Genomic DNA, 22,308 nt, shown 5'->3' on the forward strand with positions numbered 1-22,308 from the left:
ATTACAGGGGCGACGCGCGGCGCTGCTTGCCTGAAGCGTGGAATAGGCACGAATATCGGAGCCGAAAACCATTATGGGCATTCAAGCGCAAGGGCAGCATGACGAACGAAAAACCCATCGGCGACGGCCTGTGCCAGCAGCGGGATTTCCTGCGCCAGGTGATCGATAGCTGCCCGAACATGATCTTCGTGAAGGACCGCGACGGCACCTTCCTGCTCGCCAACACTGCGCTGGCGGCGGCCTACGGCCTGGGAGCGGCGGATGTCGAAGGGCACCGCAATGCCCATTTCCATTCCAACGCCGAGGAGCTGGAGGCCTTCCTGCGCGATGACCGGGAAGTGATCGACCAGCGACGGAGCAAGCTGATCGTCGCCGAGCCGGTGTCCTTCTCCGACGGTTCCGTGCATTGGTTCAGCACCACCAAGACACCACTGATCGAGGACGACGGGCGCTGCGACAAGGTTCTTGGCATCTGCACCGACATCAGCGACCTGAGGGGCGCGCAGGAGGCGCTGGCGCACAGCCAGGAGCTGCTGAACTCGATCATCGACAACACCACCGCGGTGATCTTCGTGAAGGACCGAGACGGCCGCTACTTGCTGGTCAATCAGCGCTATTGCGACCTGCACCACGTCACCAACGACAGTCTGCGCGGCCGAACCGATTTCGACCTGTTTACGCCCGAGGTTGCCGAGGCGGTGCGCGCGGCCGACCTGGCGGTGCTGGAGAGCGGCGAGGCGCGTGAGTTCGAGGAACTCGTGCCGATGGACGACGGCATCCACACGATGCTGTCGCTGAAAGTGCCGCTGCGCGACGGGGCCGGCCGGATCTATGCAGTCTGCGGCATTGCCACCGACATCACCGAGCGCAAGCTCGCCGAGGCGGCTCTCGGCGCCTTCAATCAACGCCTCGAGCAGAGCGTCGAGGAGCGGACCCGCAAGCTGCGCGAGACCAAGGAACAACTACGCGAGGCGCTGGCGCTCAACGAGAACATCCTCGCCACGTCGGCGGTCGGCGTGCTCGCCTACCGCCAGGACGGGTGGTGCGTGCTGGCCAACCCGGCCGTCGCGCAGCTGACCGGCGGTACGCGGGAGCAGCTGCTGGGGCAGAACTTTCACCACATCGCCTCGTGGCACCGGGGCGGGCTGTATGAGCTGGTCACCCGGGTGCAGGCCGAAGGCCGCCGGCTCGAAACGGAGTCGCGTTTCGTCAGCAGCTTCGGGAAGGAGGTGTGGGTCCGCGCGCAATGCTCGCCCTTCGTCAGTTGCGGCGAGCCTCACCTGCTACTGATGCTGCAGGACATCACCGAGCCGCGCCACGCGGCGCAGGCGCTGGCCGAAAGGGAGCGGGCCTTCCGGTCCCTGGCTGATAACGTGCCGGACAACATCGCGCGCTGGGATTGCGAGGGGCGGATCATTTACCTGAACCGCTCGCTGGAACAGACGCTGGGCTTCACGGCCGACGAGGTGCTGGGCCGGTCGCCGGAGGCTCTGTGGCCGGACGGGCGTTTCGACGGGCTGCTCGAGGCGGTGCGCGAGGTGGCCCGTAGCGGCGAGAGCCGCGACTTCGACCTGATCTTCCCGGGGCCGGACGGGCGGCCGCATTACCACATGATCCGCATGGTGCCGGAGCGGGCGCAGGACGGGCGCGTGGTCAGCGTGCTCGGTGTCGGCCGCGACCTGACCGACCGCAAGCGGACCGAGGAGCAATTGCGCCTCGCGGCGAGCGTCTTTCACAACTCCGCCGAGGGGGTGATGATCACCGACGCGGAGGGCATCATCCTGTCGGTCAATCCGGCCTTCGGCAAGATCACCGGCTACAGCGCCGCCGAGGTGCTCGGGCGGCAGCCCAGCCTGCTGCGCTCGGAGCACCACGATGCCGGCTTCTATCGCGAAATGTGGCGCCGGCTGCACGACGAGGCGCACTGGCAGGGCGAAGTGTGGAACCGCAACAAGGGCGGCGAAGCCTACCTGCAATGGACGACGATCAACCGCATCGACGACGACAACGGCGAGCCGGTACGCTACGTGGCGGTCTTTCACGACGTTACCGACATGCGCCGCAAGGATGAGCGGATCCAGCACCTGGCCTTTCACGACGCGCTGACCGGCCTGCCCAACCGGGCGCTGATCCTCGAGCGCCTGCAGCACGCGATCCACCGCAGCCAGCGTGAGGGGCGCCGCCTGTCGGTGACCTTCATCGATCTCGACCGCTTCAAGAGCGTCAATGACGGCCTCGGGCACGACGTCGGCGACCTGCTGCTGCAGGAGGTCGCGCGGCGCATCCAGGGCCGCCTGCGGGCGATGGACACCGTCGCCCGGCTCGGCGGCGATGAGTTCGTGGTGCTGATGGAAGACCTCGACGAGACGCGCCACTGTGCCAGCCTGGCCGGGCAGCTGATCGCCGAGATCAGCCGTCCGATGCAGTTGCGCGGCCACAGCGTGGAAATCGGCGCGTCGATGGGCATGGCCTTCTTCCCCGAGGACGGCGCGGATCCGCACGAGCTGATGAAGCGCGCCGACATGGCGATGTATGCCGCCAAGGCCGCCGGCCGCAACACCTACCGCTTCTTTCAGGAGGACATGCTCGCCCGCACCAGTCACCGCCTGAACATGGAAATGGACCTGCGCCGGGCGGTGGCCGGCGGCCAGCTGGTGCTGCATTACCAGCCCAAGGTGTCGCTCGGCTCCGGAGAGGTGGTCGGTGTCGAGGCCCTGGTGCGCTGGCGCCATCCGGTCCATGGCCTGCTGGCGCCGGCCGAGTTCATTCCGGTGGCCGAGGAAAGCGGCCTGATCGTCGCCCTCGGCGACTGGGTGCTTGACGAGGCCTGCCGCCAGGCCGCCTGCTGGCAGCACGAGGGCCGGCGCCTGCCGATCGCCGTCAATGTGTCGGCCCGCCAGCTCGACAGCGGTGATCTGGCCGAGCGCATCGCGGCCCTGGTGCGGCGGCACGGCATCGCGCCGGCCGATCTCGAAATCGAACTGACCGAAAGCACGGTGATGGCCAACCCGGCCAGCGCCGCCGTGCTCCTCGGTCGCCTGCGGGAGCTCGGCGTGAGCGTCGCGGTGGATGATTTCGGCACCGGCTACTCCAGCCTCGCCTACCTGCGGCGCCTGCCGCTCGATGCGCTGAAGATCGACCGCTCCTTCGTGATGGCTGCGGACCGCAACGCCGAGGATGCGGAGATCGTGCGCACGATCATCGCCCTCGGCCAGGTACTGGGCCTGAGCCTGGTCGCCGAAGGCGTCGAGAACGACCAGCAGGCTGCACTGCTGAAAGCGCTGGGTTGCGGCGTCGCGCAGGGTTATTTCTACTCGCCGCCGCTGAGCGCGGCTGATCTCGCCGCCTGGCTGGCCCGCCGCTAGGTCGCCCCAGCGACGCTGGGCGCCGATGGGGCGGGCCGTACGGGATTCGGCCGCTTAGTGCTGGGCGCGCAGGCCGCCCAGCATCTCGTGCACGTCGTAGGTCATCACCGCCAGGTAGGCCAGCAGGCCCAGGTACAGTACGGCGTATTCGAAGCGCTTGCCCGGCGGGGTGTCGTAATAGCCGGGGGCCTCTTCGCCTTCGCCGCGGAAGGCCTTCAGCATGTGGGGCGCGGCGAGGATGGCGATGAGGATCAGCATCGGGCTCGGTCGCCACAGGAACAGGCCGACCAGCGCCGGAGCACCGAGCAGCCAGAACTTGCGCGACACCACGCCGGTCATGCGGCCACCATCCAGCGGCGGCACCGGGATCAGGTTGAACAGGTTCAGGAAGAAACCGGAATAGCTGATCGCCAGCAGCAGCGTGCTGTCTTCCGAGCGGGCCAGGAAGTAGCAGGCGAGGGCGGCGACGGTGCCCGCCAGCGGGCCGGCCATCGCCACGTAGGCCTCGGTCTCGGCGTTCATCGGCTGCTCCTTGAGGTTGATCCACGCGCCGACGAAGGGGATGAAGGTTGGTGCGCCCACATTGAGGCCGCGCTGGCGGGCGGCGATGTAGTGGCCCATCTCGTGGCAGAACAGCAGCACGATGAAACCGGCGGCGTAGCGCCAGCCCCAGATCAGCGCATACACGCCGAGGGACAGCAGCATGGTGCCGCCGGTGGTCAGCAGCTTGCCGAACTTGGCGCCGCTGAGGAGGAGCAGGAGCAGCTTCACGCGCCGTCCTTCTTGCCGAACAGCTTGCGCACGCCGGCGCCGAGGCCGACGACGGTCAGCGCGCCGGCCTTCCAGAACTTGGCCAGGAAGATGCCGAGGGAGGCCAGCAGGCCCAGCTTCTTCGCCGCGATGCCGCCGACCAGCGCGGCGAGGCCGTACTCGGCGACCTTGTCGGTGGAGGAGTTGAAGTCGGCGTAGCGCTTGCCGTCGTTGAATTCGAGGGCTGCCAGCAGTTCCCGTGCGGCGGGCTTTTCCTGGTCGACGCGGGCCAGGCTGGTGATCAGGTTCATCGAGAAATAGCCCTCGCGGCCGAGCATGTAGGTGTTGTAGTTCACGCCGTCCTGGCCGGCCTGGGCGTCCTTGCGGCGCGTGGTTGCAGACCACACCAGGCGGTGGGTGGCGGCGTCGTAGCTCGGTGCTTCCACCCAGCCGATCACGCTGAATTCGGGAACGCCCAGCTTGCGGCGTTCTTCATTGGCGGCCTCGGTGCCTTCCTTCAGGTTGTCGAGCAGTTTGGCTGCGTCCCAGTCCTTGGCGTCCTCATCCTTCACGTAGCCGGCGGCTTCGTATTCGAGGGCCAGGAAGCCTTCCAGCCTGTCGCTGACGATCAGGCCGTGGAAGCCGGGGCCGGTGTGGCTGCCCTGGGCGGCCAGTAGCGCCGACGCTTCGGCCTGGGGGATGAAGCCGTAGCCGGCCGGCAGGTGCAGCTTGCCCTGCTCGCCGAGCGGAATGTCCCGCGGGCCCGGCTGGACGGCGGCGAGGGCGCTCTGTGCAGCCGTTTCGAAGCGGGCGCGGCTGTCGCCGGCGGGGGCGTCGGCGGCCTGGGACAGGAGGCAGGGCAGGCACAGGGCCAGCAGCGTCAGCCAGTGGAGAAGTCGGTTCTTCATCGGATTTGGGGGGGATGTTGTTTGCATCGGCGGCGCGGATGATAGCGCGGAACGCCGGCTGCCGATCTATCCTGAAAAAAATGGGGCGCAGTCCTTGCATAGGTGGAGTGGAAGGTCTCATGCACAAGAAGAAGCGGAGTCCGTTTCGTGCGGGCGTGCCGGAAGCCTGGTTGCGGCGCGGCATGCGCCTGCCCTTCATCATGGCTTCCATCCTGTGCTCGCTGGCCCATGCCGGCAGCGGCGTGGAGGTGCCGGCGGCGAAAAAGGCGGCCGGGCTGCGCAAGCCCGCTGTGGATATCCAGGTGCAGGGCGGTGGCTGGGGCAGTGCCCGCAAGGAGGCCATCGAAACGGTGCTCAACGAGGTGGCGGACGAGTTGCTGGCGAACCTGCCGGGGCGGCTTGCGGCGCCCATCGTCGTCACCCATACCGACGGGCCGCCGGTGGCGCTGTACGGCCGCGGGGAGCAGGGCGAATACCGGATCCACCTGCATGCGCGCGGCGACAACTGGCACCTGTATGCCTACGAATTCGCCCACGAGCTGTGCCATGTGCTGTCCAACTACGACGAGAACGTGGCTCCGGGCACCGTGTCGAGCCGTTCCAACCAGTGGTTCGAGGAAACCCTGTGCGAGACGGCTTCGCTGTTCACCCTCAAGCGCCTCGCGCAGCGCTGGGAGAGCACGCCGCCCGGACCCGAGTGGGTGGGCGAGGCCGCCACGCTGCGCCGCTTTTTCGATCTGCTGATCTCCGAAGGACACCGCCAGCTGCCGCCGAACGCACCGCTGGCCAGTTGGTTGCGCGACAACGAGGCGGCGCTGCGCAACAACCCTTACCTGCGTGACAAGAACGAGGTGCTGGCCAACCTGCTGCTGCCCCTGTTCGACGGCAATCCGGAGAACTGGCAGGCCCTGGCCTACCTCAATCTCGATCCCGCCGACGCACGCAGCAGCCTGCGCGCTTACCTGGCCCACTGGTACCGGAACGCCCCGGAAGAGCATCGCGCCCTGGTGGGGGACGTGCTGGCAATGCTGGAACTGGGGGACGCCCTTGCGCCGGAAACCCCGCGCTGATGGAGTGCGAGTGGTTGTTCTTATCCGACTGTTTTCATCGACTAATATGGAGTTGTGCACACCACCGCCCATGGGCCATGCGGCTCCGCTGCGGTGGCGCACTGTTCACTTGCTTGCCTTTTTCCCGGGGAGGATCACCACGCACGGAGGGCAAAATGAAATCCAATCACTGGATCAAGATCGGCGCCGGTCTTCTGACCGGAAGTGTTCTCGCGCTGATTCCGCTGGCCACCGCCCAGGCGGCCGACCTCAATGACAGCCTCAAGGAACTCACCGACAGCAGCTCGATGGGAACAATGCACAGTCCGGACTCCAGCAAGGGAATGGAGTCGCGGTCCTACAGTGGCGATGAGTGGTACGGGGCCCAGGGGCCGGTGCGTACCGATATGGACAAGGAACGGATGGGGATGACCTCCGCACCGCCGCCGCCGTCCATGTGGGACGAACTCCGCAAGCAGCTCGGCCCGATCGGTAGCGAATAACCATCTGCATGGTTGCGACGCCGCCCCGTCAGCGGGGTGGCGATCGCGGTGAGCGGCCGGGCAAACCGGCTGCCTTGTTTGGGGACCGATAGGTCCCCTTCTTGCTTCCAGCATCCCGCAAGTCTTCCCAAACACCCGCACGCTGTTTTCGTGATGGGTTTTTTGGCGTGCCCGCGACACATTCGTCCGGCATCTGTCGCAAACCCGTCATTCCTTCGCGAGACCGTCCATGAGCTTTCAACTGCCCCGCAGCCCCATCGCGCCCCTGCTGGTGAGTCCGGCCGTCAATCTGCTGCGCATTGCCGCGGCGGCGGCAAGCCAGGACGGCGAGGTGGACCGGGATACGGTGGCCCTGATGCGTCGCCAGGTCGCCGAAGGCCTGCTTGCCGATCTCGATCCTGCGCTGGCCTGGGCCGAACTGGCGAACGGCCTGATGAGCGATGCGCCGTCGCGGATGCTGTGGGTGCTGAAGGAGTGCCGGGCGATGCAGGTATTGCTGCCGGAGCTGGACGCCCTGTTCGGCATGCCCCAGAGTGCCGACGACCCGCCGACCGTGGATATCGGTGAGCACCAGTTCCGCGTGGTGGACGAGGCCGCGCGGCGCCAGGCGCCGCTGGCGGTGCGCTTCGCCGCGCTGCTCTACAACGTCGGCAAGTCCGATTCGCCGCCGGAGCACCTGCCGGCCCATTACCGCCACATGGAGCGCGGCCGGCCGCGCATCGAGGCGATTGCCGAACGCTTCCGTGTGCCGGCCGAGTTCCAGGATCTGGCCGTACTGGCGCTGCTGGAAGTCGAACGCGTGCATCGCGCCGCCGAGATGCGGGCCGGCTCCATCGCGGCCATGCTCGAGCGCGTCGATGCCTTCGGCCAGCCGCAGCGCTTCGAGTGGCTGATGCTCCTTTGTACCTGCGATTTCCGGGCTTATCCTGGCCGGGCAACCCGTCCCTACCCGAAGGCCGCGATGCTGGCCGCCGCGCTGGACGCCTGCAAGGTGCTCGACGAGGCGGCGATCCTTGCCGAGCATGAGGATGATCCCGCCGGCGCCGCCGATGCCCTGCTGGAAGCCCGGGCGACGGCGGTGGCCCGAGCCTTGCGCTCCGAGCGCTGGGCCGAGCACGCCGACTAGCCCGGCGCTCATGATTTATCCGTGAAAGGATGACTTTCGTCAGAGGGACCTGTCAGCACCTTCGGCTACCATAGTCCGATGGCCCTCAAGCGCATCTCCAACAGTCTCGTCACCCGCCTGGTGCTGTTCGGCATGCTGCTGGTCATCGGTGGCGGCGTCGCACGCTACGTGATGCAGACCCGCTACCTGCGCGAGGACCTGACCCAGCTGGTTTCGGCCCAGCAGATGGCGCTGGCCGACGAAGTGGCGCGGGAGGTCGATTACAAGATCCGCGAGCGGCGCCGCTTCATCGAGCAGCTGGCGGCCACCTTTCCGCTGGATCAGCTCGGCCAGCCGTCCCGGCTGGAGGCTTGGCTGGCCGAGCGGCATCGATTGAATCCGCTGTTCAACCTGGGGCTGTTGGTGATAGCCACCGACGGCCATGTAATCGTCGATTTCCCGCAGGTGTCCGGCCGGCGCGGCGCTTCGGCGGCCGGCAATCCGGGCTTTCTGCGGGCCTTGCATGGCGAGGCCGGCGTCGGCGCGCCGCTGTTCGGCACCTTCACCAAGCAACCGGTGCTGCCAATCGGGGTGCCGCTGAAGGATGGCCGCGGCCGGGTCCAGGCGGTGCTGGTGGGCATCACCGCGCTGACGGCACCGGATTTCCTCGATCGCATCAACCAGGGGCGGATCGGCGAAACCGGCGGTTTCCTGTTGATCGCGCCGGCCGACAAGCTGTTTGTCGCCGCCGGCGATCCGGACCTGCTGCTCAAGCCGACGCCGCCGCCCGGCGTCAATCCCCTGCATGACCGGGCGATGGCCGGTTTTCGCGGCAGCGGCGTGACGATGAATGCCAAGGGCGTCGAGGAACTGTCGGCGATGGCCAGCGTGCCGAGTACCGGTTGGTTCGTCGTGGCCCGCCTGCCGACGGCCGAGGCCTTTGCGCCGATACGCCGGATCAAGGACAACGTGGTTCGTTACAGCTTGGCTGCGATGGCCCTCGTGCTGCTGGTCGCCGGCCTGTTCGTGCGGGCCACGCTGCGTCCGCTGCACCGGGCAGCGCACCTGGCCGAACGCATGACGCAGGACGAGATTCCGCTGAAGCCCCTGCCGGTGGTGCGGGACGACGAGGTCGGCCATCTCACCAAGGCCTTCAACCGTCTGCTCGACAAGCTGGCCGGCACCCAGGCCGAACTACGCCGAATGGCCCACCACGATGGCCTGACCGGTCTGCCCAACCGCATGCTGCTCGACGACCGCATGTGCCAGGCCCTGGCCCGTGCCACCCGCCACGGTACGCGGGTGGCTGCGCTGTTCCTCGATCTGGACGGTTTCAAGCCGATCAACGACAGCCTCGGGCACGAGGCTGGCGACGCGGCGCTGGTGGAGGTGGCCCAGCGCCTGTCGGCGGTGCTGCGCCAGAGCGATACGCTGGCCCGCGTTGGCGGCGACGAGTTCGTGATGCTCGCCACGGACCTGGGAGATGACGCCGGAGCCGGGGCGGCGGTCTTGGCTACGCGCTGCATCAAGGCGCTGTCCCCACCGCTGACCATCAAGGGCAGCCCGTGCAGGCTCGGCGTGTCCATCGGTATCGCCATCAGCGGAGAGGCGAGCACACCCGAGGGCATGCTGCTGGCGGCCGACCAGGCCATGTACGTGGCCAAGGAGCAGGGGCGCGGCCGCTACGTCATCGCACCGGAGGCGGACGGTCTCGCTGCTTTAGCCTGATCCGGCGAGCCGGCCGCAGGCGCCGGCACAATTCCGTACATTTGAAAAACAGTTGCGCAAACTTGCTTTGCCAGACTGCCTCCCGAGACGAAACGACCACTCGCTGCCATCGGCGGTGCCTGCGGGCGCCGGCGGTAGAAGCGGCGGGGGACGATATCGAGACAAACCGGAGGAGGGGGCATGGCCACGACCCGAGCGGCTGCTGTGGACGTCGCCAGCCTGGACACCTTTCCGCGCCTGCTGATGGAGCATGCCCGGCAGCGGCCGCAGCGGCCGGCAATGCGCGAAAAGGAATACGGGATCTGGCAGGCCTACACGTGGGCGGATGTCGCTGCTCGGGTGCGTGCGCTGGCCGGCGGTCTGGCCGAGTTGGGCTTCAAGCGCGGCGACCGCCTGGCCGTGGTGGGGGACAACCGGCCGCGCCTGTACTGGTCGGTGGCGGCCTGCCAGTGCCTGGGCGGCATCCCGGTGATGATGTACCAGGATGCGGTGGCCCAGGAAATGGCCTACGTGATGCTGGACGCGGACATCCGCTTCGCCTGCGTCGAGGACCAGGAGCAAGTGGACAAGCTGCTCGAGATCGCGGCGGATCTACCCAGCCTCGAGCGCGTCGTTTATGACGATCCGCGTGGTCTGCGCCACTACAGCCAACCTTTCCTGCACGGCATGGACGAGGTGCTGGAAATGGGGCGTATCCATGACGAGCATCACCCGGACTTCTTCGATCAGGAGCTCGACAAGGGCAGCCCCGAGGACATCGCGGTGATGCTGTACACCTCCGGCACCACCGGCAAGCCGAAGGGCGTCTGCCAGAGCCACGCGGCCTTCATCGCGGCGGCGCGGGGCGGCTGCGCCTTCGACCGGCTGGGCGAGGCCGAGGACATTCTGTCCTACCTGCCGATGGCGTGGGTCGGCGACCACCTGTTCTCCTACGCCCAGGCGCTGGTGGCCGGCTTCACGATCAACTGCCCCGAATCCGCCGAGACGGTGATGAACGATCTGCGCGAGATCGGGCCCACCTATTACTTCGCGCCGCCGCGGGTTTTCGAGAACCTGCTGACCCAGGTGATGATCCGCATGGAGGACGCCAGCCGTCCGAAGCGCGCGCTGTTCGGCTATTTCATGGATGTGGCGCGGCGCTGCGGCGCGGACCTCCTCGACGGCAGGCCGGTGTCCGCGACCGACCGGCTGCGCTACGCGCTGGGTAATGTGCTGATCTACGGGCCGCTGAAGAACGTGCTGGGCCTCAGCCGCATCCGCGTCGCCTATACCGCTGGCGCGGCGATCGGGCCGGATCTCTTCCGCTTCTACCGCTCCATCGGCATCAACCTCAAGCAGCTCTACGGCCAGACCGAGACCTGCGCCTACGTGTGCCTGCAGCCGGACGGGCACATCAAGTTCGACTCGGTGGGCACGCCGGCGCCGCAGGTGGAGGTGAAGCTGGCCGACAATGGGGAGATCCTGGTGCGCGGGCCGATGCTGCTGAAAGCCTATTACAAGCGTCCGGAGGCCACCGCCGAGGCGATCAACGCCGAGGGCTACTTCCTGACCGGCGATGCGGGCGTCTTCGATTCCGACGGTCACCTGAAGATCATCGATCGGGCCAAGGACGTGGGGCGCCTGAACGGCGGCGGCATGTTCGCCCCCAACTACATCGAGAACAAGCTGAAGTTCTTCCCCTACGTGAAGGAGGCGGTGTGTTTCGGCAACGGGCGCGAGCATGTCACCGCCTTCATCAACATCGACCTGGAGGCGGTCGGCAACTGGGCCGAGCGCCGTGGGTTGGCTTACGCCGGCTACACCGACCTGGCCAGCCAGGCGGCGGTGTATGAGTTGGTGAAGGACTGTGTCGAGCAGGTCAATGCCGATCTGGCCGGCGATGCGGCGATGGGCGACGCCCAGGTCCGCCGCTTCCTGATCCTGCACAAGGAGCTCGACGCCGACGACGGCGAGCTGACGCGGACCCGCAAGGTGCGCCGCAACTTCATCGCCGAGAAGTACGCGGTGCTGGTCGATGCGCTGTACGCCGGCAAGACCAGCCAGTACATCGAGACCCAGGTGAGCTACGAGGACGGGCGCAGCAACAGGGTGGCCGCCGAGCTGCGCATCGAGGACGTGCAGACCTTCCCGCCGCAGGCGCGGAAGGCCGCCTGAGCCGGAGGAGACGCCATGGCCCGGCAAAGCGGCGACGTGATCGTCGACCTGCGCAACATTTCCCTGCGTTTCGGCGGCGTGAAGGCGCTCACCGACATCAGCTTCGACGTGCGCGAACACGAGATCCGCTCGATCATCGGCCCCAACGGCGCCGGCAAGAGCTCCATGCTCAACGTGATCAACGGCGTGTATCACCCGCAGGAGGGGCAGATCCATTTCCGTGGCCAGCTGCGCCGCCGGATGGAGCCCCACCACGCGGCGGAGCAGGGCATCGCCCGCACCTTCCAGAACATCGCACTGTTCAAGGGCATGACGGTGCTCGACAACATCATGACCGGGCGGGCCCTGAAGATGCGCTGCAACTTTCTGCAGCACGCCTTCTACTGGGGCGCCGCCCAGCGGGAGGAGGTTGCCCACCGCCTGAAGGTCGAGGAGATCATCGAGTTCCTGGAGATCCAGTCCATCCGCAAGACGCCGGTCGGGCGCCTGCCCTACGGTCTGCAGAAGCGCGTCGAGCTGGCCCGCGCGCTGGCCGCCGAGCCGCACATCCTGCTGCTGGACGAGCCGATGGCCGGCATGAACGTGGAGGAGAAACAGGACATGTGCCGCTTCATCCTCGACGTGAACGACCACTACGGCACCACCATCGTGCTGATCGAGCATGACATGGGCGTGGTGATGGACATCTCCGACCGGGTGGTGGTGCTCGACTACGGCCGCAAGATTGGCGACGGCCTGCCGGACGAGGTCAAAAACGATCCGGACGTGATCCGGGCGTATCTCGGCGGTGCCCATTGAGGCATGCCTGAGTGCGTCCCGGCTGGCGAAAGGAAGAGGAGGGGCGGACATGCAGTTCTTCATCGAGGTGCTGATCGGCGGCCTGCTGTCCGGTGTGATGTATGCGCTGGTGGCCCTCGGCTTCGTGCTGATCTACAAGGCCTCGGGGGTCTTCAACTTCGCGCAGGGGGCGATGGTGTTCTTCGCCGCCCTGAGCTTCGTCGGCTTCCAGGAAGTGTTGCCGGCCCGTTTCGGCATGGAGGCGGGCAGCGCGGCGGTGTTCTGGCTGTCCTTCCTGCTGGCCTTCGCGACGATGGTGGTGCTCGGCATCGCCACCGAACGCATCGTGCTGCGTCCGCTGGTCAATCAGCCACCGATCACGCTGTTCATGGCCACCATCGGGCTGACCTACGTGGTGGAGGGGCTGGCCCAGATGGCCTGGGGCGCCAACGTGCGCGGCCTCGAGCTGGGCATCATGGATGAGCCGATCGGCTGGCTGATGGACGACTACGGGATCGGCGTGTCGAAGTTCGACCTGTTCGCGGCCGGCGTGGCCGCCTCGTTGGTGGCCCTGCTGACGCTGCTGTTCCAGTACACCAAGGTCGGCCGGGCGCTGCGGGCGGTGGCCGACGACCACCAGGCGGCGCTGTCCATCGGTATTCCACTGCAGACGATCTGGCGCGTGGTGTGGGCGGTGGCTGGCTTCGTGGCGCTGGTCGCCGGAATGATCTGGGGGGCCCGCAACGGCGTGCAGTTCGCGCTCACCTTCACCGCGCTGAAGGCGCTGCCGGTGCTGATCCTCGGCGGTTTCACGTCGGTGCCGGGCGCCATCGTCGGCGGGTTGATCATCGGTGCATCCGAAAAGCTGGCCGAGGTCTATGTGGGGCCGCTGGTCGGTGGCGGCATCGAAGGCTGGTTCCCGTACATGCTGGCGCTGGCCTTCCTGCTGGTGAGGCCCGAGGGCCTGTTCGGCGAGCGGCACATCGACCGGGTGTGAGCGAATGGGAAGTAACAGGGAGCGCATGCATGCTTTATCGTGAAGCCGGCCAGTTCAAAAGTAGTTACGCCGAGGACGGGCGGATCTTCCTGATCCGCCAGGACCGGATCGGCTTCGTGCTGCTGATGCTGGTGTTCGGCGTGGCGGTGCCGCTGCTGGCCAACGAGTACTGGCTGAAGGCGATCCTCACGCCGGTGCTGATCTTCTCGCTGGCCGCCATCGGCCTGAACATCCTGACCGGCTACGCGGGCCAGCTGTCCCTCGGCTCGGCGGCCTTCATGGCGGTGGGGGCCTTTGCTGCCTACAACTTCATCCTGCGTGTGGACGGCATGCCCTTCCTTCTGGCGCTGGCGCTGGCCGGGCTGGCGGCGGCGCTGGTGGGCGTGCTGTTTGGCCTGCCGAGCCTGCGCATCAAGGGCTTCTACCTGGCGGTGGCGACGCTGGCGGCCCAGTTCTTCATCGTGTGGGTGCTGGTCAAGTTTCCGTGGTTCTCCAACCATTCCTCGTCGGGGGTGGTGACGGCCCAGGAGGTGAGCATCCTCGGCTACCGCTTCGCCTCGCCGGAGGCCAAGTACGTGCTGACCTTCGCCGTCGTCGCGGTGCTGGCGCTGGCCGCCAAGAACCTGGTGCGTTCGGCTACCGGGCGGGCCTGGATGGCGGTGCGCGACATGGACGTGGCGGCCCAGGTGATCGGCTTCCGCCTGATGCGCACCAAGCTGCTGGCCTTCGCGGTGAGTTCCTTCTATTGCGGCGTGGCCGGTGCGCTGTACGCCTACACCTACATCGGCACCGTCGAGCCGGAGGGTTTCAACCTCGACCTGTCGTTCAAGATCCTGTTCATGATCATCATCGGCGGCGTCGGCTCCATCCTCGGCGCCTTCCTCGGTGCGGCCTTCATCGTGCTGCTGCCGATCCTGCTCGACAACCTGGTGCCGGCGCTGTTCGGCGATGCGTTGGGAGCGGGCTTCGCGTCGAACCTGCAGCTCATCATCTTCGGCGGGTTGATCATCTTCTTCCTGATCGTCGAACCCCACGGCCTGGCGCGCCTGTGGCAGATCGCCAAGGAAAAACTGCGCCTGTGGCCCTTCCCGCACTGAGCGGGCGCTGCACCCATACCTATAAGAGGAGACACACCATGAAACTGAAGCACTCCGCCCTGCTGGGCGCGGCCGTGGCCGGCCTGCTGGCCTCCTCGGTGGCGGGCGCCGTCGAGGAGCAGTTCATCGGCCTGCCGAGCTACCGGGTCGGCCCCTATGCGGCCGGCGGCTCGGGGGTCTTCGGTGGCTGGATCGACTACATGCAGCTGATCAACGAGCGCGACGGCGGCATCAACGGTGTCAGGCTGACGTGGGAGGAGTGCGAGACCGAGTACAACAACGCCCGCGGGGTGGAGTGCTACGAGCGCCTCAAGAAGAAGGGCAGCACCGGCAACACGGTGTTCCAGCCGGTGTCCACGGGCATCACCTATTCGGTGCTCGACAAGGCCGCCCAGGACAAGATCCCGGTGGTGACGATCGGCTACGGGCGCACCGACGCCGCCGACGGCCGCGTCTTTCCGTGGGTCTTCCCGCTGATCACCACCTACTGGTCCCAGGCTTCCGCCATCGTGAACTTCATCGGCACGAAGGAAGGGGGCATGGACAAGCTGAAGGGCAAGAAGATCGGCCTGCTCTATCACGACTCCGCCTACGGCAAGGAGTCCCACGCGATCCTCGACAAGCTGGCCGCCAAGCACGGTTTCGAGCTGACCAAGATCGCGGTCGCCCATCCGGGCAACGAACAGCAGTCCCAGTGGTTGCAGTTGCGCCAGCTCAAGCCCGACTACGTGATCCTGTGGGGCTGGGGCGTGATGAATCCGACGGCCCTCAAGGCGGCCGCCAAGGTCGGCTACCCGCGCGAAAAGATGGTCGGTGTGTGGTGGTCCGGCGCCGAGGAGGACACCGTGCCTGCCGGCCCGGCGGCCAAGGGCTTCACCGCCGCGGGCTTCAACGTGGCCGGGGCCAATTACCCGGTGGTCGCCGACATCAAGAAGTTCGTCTATGGCAAGGGCAAGGGCAACATGGAGGACAAGGCCCGCATCGGCTCGGTGTATTACAACCGCGGCGTAGTGCACGGAATCATCACCGTCGAGGCTATCCGCAAGGCCCAGGAGAAGTACGGCAAGGGCAAGGCGCTGACCGGCGAGCAGGTGCGCTGGGGCTTTGAGAACCTCAATCTCGACGAAGCGCGCCTGAAGGTCCTCGGCGCCACCGGCTTCCTGCCGCCGCTGAAGATCAGCTGCGCTGACCACGAGGGGCCGGGTGTGGTGAAGTTCCAGCAGTGGGACGGCGGCCAGTGGAAGGTGATTTCCGACTGGGTGGAGTCCGACCGCCCGCTGGTGCGCGGCATGATCGAGGAATCGGCCGCCGCCTACGCCAAGGAAAAGGGCATCAAGCCGCGGGACTGCAGCAAGGAAGGCTGAGGGCGCCATGTCCTACCTCAGCCTCAACAACATCGAGGTCATCTACGACCATGTGATCCTGGTGCTCAAGGGCGTCTCGCTGGAGGTGCCCGAGGGCCGCATCGTCGCGCTGCTGGGGGCCAACGGCGCCGGCAAGAGCACGACGCTGAAGTCCATCTCCAACCTGCTGCACGCGGAGCGTGGCGACGTGACCAAGGGGGCGATCGAGTTCAAGGGCGATCGCATCGACCGCATGACGCCGGCGGAACTGGTGCGGCGCGGGGTGATCCAGGTGATGGAGGGGCGTCACTGCTTCGGCCACCTGTCCATCGAGGAGAACCTGCTCACCGGCGCCTACACGCGCCGCCAGTCCCGCGCCGAGCTGCGCGACAGCCTGGAGCGGGTGTACAGCTACTTCCCGCGCCTCAAGACGCGGCGCAGCTCCCAGGCCGGCTACACGTCCGGCGGCGAGCAGCAGATGTGCGCCATCGGCCGTGCGCTGATGGCCCGGCCGGAGATGATCCTCCTCGATGAGCCGTCGATGGGCCTGGCGCCGCAGATCGTCGAGGAGATCTTCGAGATCGTGAAGAACCTCAACGGCAAGGAGAAGGTGAGCTTCCTGCTCGCCGAGCAGAACACCATGGTGGCGCTGCGCTATGCGGACTTCGGCTACATCCTGGAGAACGGCCGCGTCGTGATGGAGGGTGCGGCGGACGAGCTGCGCAACAACGAGGACGTGAAGGAGTTCTACCTGGGCCTGTCCTCGGAAGGGCGCAAGAGCTTCCGCGACGTGAAGCACTACCGGCGGCGCAAGCGCTGGCTGTCGTGAGCGGCCGGCGCCGGTTGGGTGAATCCGGATATGACCGAATGCCGGGCGAAGACAGCTGCCCGCGGACGGTGGCGTGACACGGAATGGAGCGACGATGAACTACCACGATGCCCGTGAAATCCGCCCTCCCGCCGAGCGGGAGCGGGAACTGCTGGCTGCGCTGCCGGCGCAGATCGCCCATGCCCGCGCCCGCGCGCCGGCCTTCAGCGAGTTGCTGTGGGACGTGGATCCGGCGATGGTGACGAGCCGTGCGGCGCTGGCCGAACTGCCGGTGATCCGCAAGTCGGAGCTGGCCGCGCTGCAGCGCCGCGAGCGGCCCTTCGGCGGCCTGGCGACGGTGGGCTGGGGCAAGGCCTGCGCGCGGGTGTTCGCGTCGCCGGGGCCGATCTACGAGCCGGAAGGTGCGCGCAAGGATTACTGGCGCCTGGCCCGGGCCTTCTATGCGGCGGGTTTCCGTGCCGGCGATCTGGTGCACAACACCTTCTCCTACCACTTCACGCCGGCTGGTTCGATGATGGAGACGGCGGCCCATGCGCTGGGCTGCACGGTGTTTCCGGCCGGTGTCGGGCAGACCGAGATGCAGGTGGCGGCCATCGCCGATCTGCGGCCGGACGCCTATGCCGGCACGCCGTCCTTCCTGCGCATCATCCTCGACAAGGCCGACGAACTGGGCGTGCCGGTGACCAGCCTGCAGAAGGCCTTCGTGTCCGGCGAGGCCTTTCCGCCCAGCCTGCGGGATGCGCTGGCCGCCCGCGGTATCCAGGCCTACCAGGCCTACGCCACCGCCGACCTGGGCCTGATCGCTTATGAAACGCCGGCGCGGGAGGGACTGGTGCTCGACGAGGACGTGCTGGTGGAGATCGTCTATCCCGGCACCGGCGATCCGGTGGCGCCGGGCGAGGTGGGTGAGGTGGTGGTGACGAGCTTCAGCCCGGAATACCCGCTGATCCGCTTCGGCACCGGCGACCTGTCGGCGCTGCTGCCGGGCATCTCGCCCTGCGGCCGCACCAACACACGCATCAAGGGCTGGCTCGGGCGGGCCGACCAGACCACCAAGGTGAAGGGCATGTTCGTCCATCCGGGCCAGGTGGTGGAGGTGCTCAAGCGCCATGCGGAGCTCGGCCGTGGCCGGCTGGTGGTGGACAACCCGGCCCGGTCCGACCGCATGACCCTGCACTGCGAGGTGGCGGTGGCGCCGGAGGGGCTCGCCGAGGCCATCGCGATGTCCCTGCGCGAGCTCACCAAGCTGCGCGGCGAGGTGCACTTCTGCACGCCGGGCAGTCTGCCCAACGACGGCAAGCTGATCGAGGACATGCGCCACTACGAGTAGCGGCGCCCCGTGGGCAAAGGCGTCCCCCGTGACGACTTCTGGCACACTCCGCCGGATGCGTGCCTTTCCCTCTTTCCTTTCCTGAGCGGCGATGCAGAGTTTCCTGCTGCTGTTGCCTGATTTCGCGCTGATCGCGTTGGGCGCCGGCCTGCGGCGCTATGGGCGTTTCGGCGACGGCTTCTGGCCGGGCGTCGAGCGCCTGGTGTATTTCGTGCTGTTTCCGGCGCTGCTGTTCAATGCGCTGGCCAAGGTCTCCATCGAGCTGTCGGCCATGGGGCCGCTGTTCCTCGTCGGCCTGGCGACCCTCGGCAGCGGCTTCGTGCTGGCGCTGCTGGTCCGCTCGTTGATGGGCCTGGAGGCGATGACTTTTGCGTCGCGAGTGCAGTGCGCCTACCGCTTCAACACCTACATCGGCATCGCGGTGGCGGGGAAGGTGGCCGGTGCGACCGGCGTGGCCACGATGGGAGCCCTGTGCGGGGCGATGGTGCCTTTCGCCAACATGGCGGCGGTCGGCCTGCTCGCCCATCACGGCGAGGGGCGGCTGTGGCGGGAGCTGGCGCGTAATCCGCTGATCCTCGCCACCGTGGCCGGCATGCTGTTCAACCTGGCCGGCGGCGTGTTGCCGGCGCCGGTGCTGCCTTTCCTGCAGCGTCTTGCCGATGCGGCGGTGACGCTGGGTCTGCTGGCTGTTGGGGCGGCCCTGCGCGGCGGCCGCCATGAGGGGGGCTGGCCGGGGTTGCTCTACCTGTGCGGGCTCAAGCTGCTGGTATTGCCGGCCATCGCCTGGGGGCTGGCGGTTCTGCTTGGGCTGGAGGGCGTGGGCTTCACGGTGGTGGTGCTGTTCGCCGCGCTGCCGACGGCTTCGTCGGCCTATATTCTGGCGATGCGCATGGGCGGTGACGGGCCTGGCGTGGCCTGGCTGATCTCCGCGACGACGGTGGCGGCGGCTCTTACGCTGACCGGGTGGCTGGCGGCGCTGACGCGCTGGGGGCTTTAGAGTCCCGAGCGCCCCCGGCGTGGGGAGCGCGAGGCTCCCCGTGGTGCTCTACTTACTTGCTGTCCTTCGGTTTGCCCTTGGCCGGCGAGACTGGGGCCGGGGTGGCGGCGGCTGCCTCGGCGTGGGCCTTGGCCTGCTCGGCGGCGTTCTGCATCAGGTTCCACGGCCACATGGAACTGGCGAAGGGGTTGGGCTGGGCGGCTTCGCCCTCGGGCGCCTTGCCGCCTTCGGCGGCAAGCTTGCTCATGGCCTGCATCGTGGCGATCGTCGCGCGCTGCATTTCGAGGCCCTGGACGGCCATCTGCAGGGAGCTGAGGTTCATCTTGAGCCAGTTCTCGACGGCCTTCATGTCGGCGATGCGCTTGTCCAGCTCATCTACGTCGAGCGTCGGGGTGACCATGCCGGGCAGGCTGAAGCCCATCTTGCTCCACATGCTGCGCATGAATTCCATCGGGTCCTGCGCCTTGTTCTCGGTGCTCATCGTTGTCCCCCTGATTTTGGATATGTCATTGACGCCTCGATAGTAACCGATGCGCCGTGGAGCTGCATCAGGCTTGGGTCTTGCGCTGCAGCAGAGCGCGCAGCTTGGCCGGGCGGACCGGTTTGTGGAGCAGCGGGATGCCGGCCTGCTGGGCTTCGCCGGCGACGTCCGGCGAGGTGTCGCCGCTGAGCAGGATGGCCGGGATGGGACGCTGGAAACGGGCTCGCAGGTGGGCGACGATGTCCGCGCCGACGCGCTCCCGGCCGCTCTGGTAGTCGCAGACGAGGACGTCCGGGACGGGCTGGCCGCCCAGTGCGGCAAGCAGGGCATCGGGGCTGGTCGCCGCGCTGACCTGGCAGCCCCAGGATTCGAGCAGGCCGGTGGTGCCGGCGAGGGCCAGTTCATCGTCGTCCACCAGGGCCACGTGGAGGCCCTGCAGGGAGTGGGTGGCCTGGGGTGTGTGGCGGTTGCCGGACGACATTACCGGCGCGGTCAGCGGGAGCTCTACCGCAAACAGGGCACCCCGGCCGGGGACCGAGTGCAGCGACAGCGGGTGCTGCAGCAGGCTGGTCAGGCGGCGGACGATCGCCAGGCCGAGGCCGAGGCCCTTGGCCCGGTTGCGCTCCGGGTTATCCAGCTGGACGAACTCCTGGAAGATGGCGTTCTGGGCTTCTGGCGCAATGCCGGGGCCGTTGTCGCGGACCTCGATGCGCACGTGCTGGCCGCGTCGGCGGGCCGCCAGCAGGATGGTGCCGCGGGGGGCGTAGCGCAGCGCGTTGCTGATCAGGTTGTGCAGGATGCGCTCGAGGAGCAGCGGGTCGCTCTCGACCCACAGGGGCGTGGGGCGCAGGCGCAGGCGCTGCCGGCGCACCTCGGCCTCGCGCCGGTAATCCACGTCGATGCGCTCGAACAAGGGTTGCAGAGGGAAGGGCTTGATCTGGCGGTCGAGCACGCCGGCGTCGAGACGCGAGATGTCGAGCAGGCTGTCGAGCAGGTTCTCCATGGTTTCGGCGGAGACGGCGATCTGCTCGACGAGGCGGCGGGTGTCGGGGGCGTGGGGTTTTTGGCCCAGCTCGGCAACGAACAGGCCCAGCGCGTGCATCGGCTGGCGCAGGTCGTGGCTGGCGGCGGCGAGAAAGCGCGTCTTGGCGCGGTTGCCCTGTTCGGCCTCTTCCTTCTTTTCCTTCAGCTCTGCGGTGGCGGCGTCGATCTGGCGCTGCAGGTCTTCCTGCGAGGCGCTCAGCCGGTCGGCCATTTCGTTGACGCCAGCGGCCAGCGTGCTGAGGGTGCTGCCGCCTGCGACCGGCACCCGCGCCGAGAAATTGCCCCGCCCGAAGCTGGCGACCGCCGCGGCGACCCGCAGGATGGGGCCGGAGATGCCACGGCTCATGCGCAGGGCCAGCGCGATGCTGGCCAGCAGGACCGCCACCACCATCAGGAAGGCATTGCGCAGCAGTCGGCTTTCCTCGGCGCGCAGGGATTCGCGGCTCATCTCGACGAGAACCTCGCCGTGGCGGGGGTCCTGGGCGGCCGCCGACGCGCTGGCGCTGTCCAGGAAGGGGTCGTCGAGGCTGACGCCGGGGCCGGCGACCGGTTCGCGGAAGCGCAGCGGTGCGTTGTTCTCGTGGGGCACCAGATTCACCGCGACGGGGATCTGGAACGGCTTGCTGCTGTCCGCCAGCACTTCTTGCAGGGGGCTGAAGACCGCCACACGGACCACGTCCTTTTCCTGCAGGATGGAGTTGGCGAGCTTACGCAGGTTTTCCTGGTTGCCGGAGAAGACGCCGTATTCGCTGGCGGCGGCGAGCTGGCGGGCGAGGGCCTTGCCGCGCTGGATGTGGGCCTCTTCCAGATCGGACAGGCGGGTGGTGGTGAAATAGGCGATCAGCACCGAGGCCATGACCATCGTCGGCAGCATCGCGATCAGGATCGCGCGGGGACGGATGTCCCACTCTTCGGGGCGGATCACTGGGCGTTCTCCCAGCGCTCGAGGCGTTCGCGCAGGGTGTTGGCGTCCTCGAGGTTGATGCCGAGGGAGCGCGCCACGTAGGGGTTGGTGCCGACGTGGAAGTAGCGTGGAGCGCTGGCTGCCGGCAGGCTGCCGCCAGCGAGGCCGTGGCGGGCCATTTCGCCGGCCTGCTGGCCGATCTGTGCCGGGGTGCTGTACAGGGCCAGCAGGGCGCCGGCCTTGACGTAGGCGGGCGAGAAGCCGACGACCGGCGAGCGGTGGTGATAGGCGGTGAGCAGGATGTTGGAGATGGTGCGGTTGTTGTACAGCGCGGCGTCGGGGATCGCGAGCAGGATCGTCGGTTCGGCCAGCACGCGCTGCAGCGTCGGGTAGAGGTCGATCTCGTCACTGACCTGCTCCAGTACCGGACGGAGGCGGCGTTCCCGTGCGTTGGCCTGCAGGCGTGCGCCGAGTTCGCTGCTTTCCCGCCCGACGATCAACGCCACCCGCGACCAGTCGGGCAGCGCAAGGCGCAGCAGCTCGATCTGCCGGTTGGCGGGCTGGTCGATGAAGACTGCCGACGTGCGCCGTGCGTCCTCGGCGCGCTGGGGCAGGCGTTCATAGGCGCTGCGCGGCAGCAGGGTGTGCAGCACCAGGCTGCGCGGCGCGAGCCCGGCGATGATCTGGGCGGCCCGGGTGCCGAAGGTGACGATCAGTGCGCTGGCGTTGAGAACGGCGCCATCCTCGGCGCGCAAGGGCGTCGTGATGGCCTGGATGCGGTGGCCGGCGCTGCGCAATTCGGACGACACGGCCTCGGCGGCTTCGCTGAAGGCGCCACCTTCCTCGGACAGGACCAGGGCCACCTGGGCCGCGCGTGCAGGAGCGGCCCCAGCCAGCAGGGCCACGCATAGAGCGAGGAGGAAGAGTCGCAGGCGCCCCATCGGGGA

General features: G+C 67.6%; 18 protein-coding genes. 13 read left to right on the forward strand and 5 right to left on the reverse strand.

Going from position 1 to position 22,308, the window contains the following annotated elements; genetic code table 11:
• Nucleotides 1-98: 98 nt before the first annotated feature.
• Nucleotides 99-3,365, forward strand: a complete 3,267-nt coding sequence (locus AC3QL2_RS14620) for a sensor domain-containing protein (protein WP_493231116.1) — start codon at nucleotides 99-101, stop codon at nucleotides 3,363-3,365.
• 54 nt (nucleotides 3,366-3,419) lie between these two features.
• On the opposite strand, the gene AC3QL2_RS14625 is transcribed toward AC3QL2_RS14620, so the two are convergent.
• Together AC3QL2_RS14625 and AC3QL2_RS14630 are read right to left on the reverse strand one after the other, a co-directional pair.
• The gene (locus AC3QL2_RS14625) at nucleotides 3,420-4,136 is read right to left on the reverse strand and encodes a site-2 protease family protein (protein WP_493231117.1); all 717 of its coding nucleotides are present in this window, start codon (nucleotides 4,134-4,136) and stop codon (nucleotides 3,420-3,422) included.
• Nucleotides 4,133-5,023 (reverse strand): DUF2167 domain-containing protein, encoded by an 891-nt coding sequence (locus AC3QL2_RS14630; RefSeq protein WP_493231118.1) that lies wholly within the window; start codon nucleotides 5,021-5,023, stop codon nucleotides 4,133-4,135. Before AC3QL2_RS14630 ends, AC3QL2_RS14625 begins: the two co-directional genes overlap by 4 nt.
• A gap of 119 nt (nucleotides 5,024-5,142) precedes the next feature.
• On the opposite strand from AC3QL2_RS14630, the gene AC3QL2_RS14635 reads away from it, so the two are divergent.
• The 12 genes from AC3QL2_RS14635 (at nucleotide 5,143) to AC3QL2_RS14690 (ending at nucleotide 18,932) form a co-directional block, all read left to right on the forward strand.
• The gene (locus AC3QL2_RS14635) at nucleotides 5,143-6,093 is read left to right on the forward strand and encodes a hypothetical protein (RefSeq protein ID WP_493231119.1); all 951 of its coding nucleotides are present in this window, start codon (nucleotides 5,143-5,145) and stop codon (nucleotides 6,091-6,093) included.
• A 155-nt stretch (nucleotides 6,094-6,248) separates the two neighbouring features.
• Nucleotides 6,249-6,575 (forward strand): hypothetical protein, encoded by a 327-nt coding sequence (locus tag AC3QL2_RS14640; protein WP_493231120.1) that lies wholly within the window; start codon nucleotides 6,249-6,251, stop codon nucleotides 6,573-6,575.
• A 229-nt stretch (nucleotides 6,576-6,804) separates the two neighbouring features.
• Complete coding sequence (locus tag AC3QL2_RS14645) at nucleotides 6,805-7,701, forward strand: tRNA nucleotidyltransferase (protein WP_493231121.1); 897 nt, start codon at nucleotides 6,805-6,807, stop codon at nucleotides 7,699-7,701.
• 78 nt (nucleotides 7,702-7,779) lie between these two features.
• A complete protein-coding gene (locus tag AC3QL2_RS14650) occupies nucleotides 7,780-9,408 on the forward strand; it encodes a diguanylate cyclase domain-containing protein (RefSeq protein WP_493231122.1) in 1,629 nt (542 codons plus the stop codon).
• A 180-nt stretch (nucleotides 9,409-9,588) separates the two neighbouring features.
• Entirely contained in the window at nucleotides 9,589-11,562 is a 1,974-nt protein-coding gene (locus AC3QL2_RS14655; RefSeq protein ID WP_493231123.1) for an AMP-dependent synthetase/ligase, read from the forward strand.
• A 15-nt stretch (nucleotides 11,563-11,577) separates the two neighbouring features.
• Nucleotides 11,578-12,360, forward strand: coding sequence for an ABC transporter ATP-binding protein (locus tag AC3QL2_RS14660; protein WP_493231124.1), 783 nt, complete (start codon nucleotides 11,578-11,580; stop codon nucleotides 12,358-12,360).
• A gap of 49 nt (nucleotides 12,361-12,409) precedes the next feature.
• Nucleotides 12,410-13,336: a branched-chain amino acid ABC transporter permease gene (locus tag AC3QL2_RS14665; protein ID WP_493231125.1), complete on the forward strand. Its 927-nt coding sequence runs from the start codon at nucleotides 12,410-12,412 to the stop codon at nucleotides 13,334-13,336.
• 29 nt (nucleotides 13,337-13,365) lie between these two features.
• Complete coding sequence (locus AC3QL2_RS14670) at nucleotides 13,366-14,433, forward strand: branched-chain amino acid ABC transporter permease (RefSeq protein WP_493231126.1); 1,068 nt, start codon at nucleotides 13,366-13,368, stop codon at nucleotides 14,431-14,433.
• A 38-nt stretch (nucleotides 14,434-14,471) separates the two neighbouring features.
• A complete protein-coding gene (locus AC3QL2_RS14675) occupies nucleotides 14,472-15,797 on the forward strand; it encodes an ABC transporter substrate-binding protein (RefSeq protein WP_493231127.1) in 1,326 nt (441 codons plus the stop codon).
• A 7-nt stretch (nucleotides 15,798-15,804) separates the two neighbouring features.
• On the forward strand, nucleotides 15,805-16,605 hold the full coding sequence (locus AC3QL2_RS14680) for an ABC transporter ATP-binding protein (RefSeq protein WP_493231128.1): 801 nt from the start codon (nucleotides 15,805-15,807) through the stop codon (nucleotides 16,603-16,605).
• A gap of 94 nt (nucleotides 16,606-16,699) precedes the next feature.
• Nucleotides 16,700-17,935, forward strand: a complete 1,236-nt coding sequence (locus AC3QL2_RS14685) for a phenylacetate--CoA ligase family protein (RefSeq protein WP_493231129.1) — start codon at nucleotides 16,700-16,702, stop codon at nucleotides 17,933-17,935.
• Between the two features lie 91 nt (nucleotides 17,936-18,026).
• Nucleotides 18,027-18,932, forward strand: a complete 906-nt coding sequence (locus AC3QL2_RS14690; protein WP_493231130.1) for an AEC family transporter — start codon at nucleotides 18,027-18,029, stop codon at nucleotides 18,930-18,932.
• Between the two features lie 52 nt (nucleotides 18,933-18,984).
• On the opposite strand, the gene AC3QL2_RS14695 is transcribed toward AC3QL2_RS14690, so the two are convergent.
• From AC3QL2_RS14695 to AC3QL2_RS14705, 3 genes are all read right to left on the reverse strand, one after another.
• The gene (locus AC3QL2_RS14695; protein WP_493231131.1) at nucleotides 18,985-19,413 is read right to left on the reverse strand and encodes a PhaM family polyhydroxyalkanoate granule multifunctional regulatory protein; all 429 of its coding nucleotides are present in this window, start codon (nucleotides 19,411-19,413) and stop codon (nucleotides 18,985-18,987) included.
• A 67-nt stretch (nucleotides 19,414-19,480) separates the two neighbouring features.
• The gene (locus AC3QL2_RS14700) at nucleotides 19,481-21,382 is read right to left on the reverse strand and encodes a hybrid sensor histidine kinase/response regulator (protein WP_493231132.1); all 1,902 of its coding nucleotides are present in this window, start codon (nucleotides 21,380-21,382) and stop codon (nucleotides 19,481-19,483) included.
• A complete protein-coding gene (locus AC3QL2_RS14705) occupies nucleotides 21,379-22,302 on the reverse strand; it encodes an ABC transporter substrate-binding protein (RefSeq protein WP_493231133.1) in 924 nt (307 codons plus the stop codon). Before AC3QL2_RS14705 ends, AC3QL2_RS14700 begins: the two co-directional genes overlap by 4 nt.
• Between the last annotated feature and the right edge of the window lie 6 nt (nucleotides 22,303-22,308).

The organism is Zoogloea sp. GW822-FHT05C07, assembly GCF_058800215.1.

Coding starts and splice junctions, on each gene's coding strand:
- AC3QL2_RS14705 (WP_493231133.1), bottom strand. CDS start 22,302: ATGGGGCGCCTGCGACTCTTCCTCCTCGCTCTATGCGTGGCCCTGCTG.
- AC3QL2_RS14690 (WP_493231130.1), top strand. CDS start 18,027: ATGCAGAGTTTCCTGCTGCTGTTGCCTGATTTCGCGCTGATCGCGTTG.
- AC3QL2_RS14635 (WP_493231119.1), top strand. CDS start 5,143: ATGCACAAGAAGAAGCGGAGTCCGTTTCGTGCGGGCGTGCCGGAAGCC.
- AC3QL2_RS14630 (WP_493231118.1), bottom strand. CDS start 5,023: ATGAAGAACCGACTTCTCCACTGGCTGACGCTGCTGGCCCTGTGCCTG.
- AC3QL2_RS14675 (WP_493231127.1), top strand. CDS start 14,472: ATGAAACTGAAGCACTCCGCCCTGCTGGGCGCGGCCGTGGCCGGCCTG.
- AC3QL2_RS14655 (WP_493231123.1), top strand. CDS start 9,589: ATGGCCACGACCCGAGCGGCTGCTGTGGACGTCGCCAGCCTGGACACC.
- AC3QL2_RS14685 (WP_493231129.1), top strand. CDS start 16,700: ATGAACTACCACGATGCCCGTGAAATCCGCCCTCCCGCCGAGCGGGAG.
- AC3QL2_RS14660 (WP_493231124.1), top strand. CDS start 11,578: ATGGCCCGGCAAAGCGGCGACGTGATCGTCGACCTGCGCAACATTTCC.
- AC3QL2_RS14640 (WP_493231120.1), top strand. CDS start 6,249: ATGAAATCCAATCACTGGATCAAGATCGGCGCCGGTCTTCTGACCGGA.
- AC3QL2_RS14670 (WP_493231126.1), top strand. CDS start 13,366: ATGCTTTATCGTGAAGCCGGCCAGTTCAAAAGTAGTTACGCCGAGGAC.
- AC3QL2_RS14650 (WP_493231122.1), top strand. CDS start 7,780: ATGGCCCTCAAGCGCATCTCCAACAGTCTCGTCACCCGCCTGGTGCTG.
- AC3QL2_RS14665 (WP_493231125.1), top strand. CDS start 12,410: ATGCAGTTCTTCATCGAGGTGCTGATCGGCGGCCTGCTGTCCGGTGTG.
- AC3QL2_RS14680 (WP_493231128.1), top strand. CDS start 15,805: ATGTCCTACCTCAGCCTCAACAACATCGAGGTCATCTACGACCATGTG.
- AC3QL2_RS14620 (WP_493231116.1), top strand. CDS start 99: ATGACGAACGAAAAACCCATCGGCGACGGCCTGTGCCAGCAGCGGGAT.
- AC3QL2_RS14695 (WP_493231131.1), bottom strand. CDS start 19,413: ATGAGCACCGAGAACAAGGCGCAGGACCCGATGGAATTCATGCGCAGC.
- AC3QL2_RS14645 (WP_493231121.1), top strand. CDS start 6,805: ATGAGCTTTCAACTGCCCCGCAGCCCCATCGCGCCCCTGCTGGTGAGT.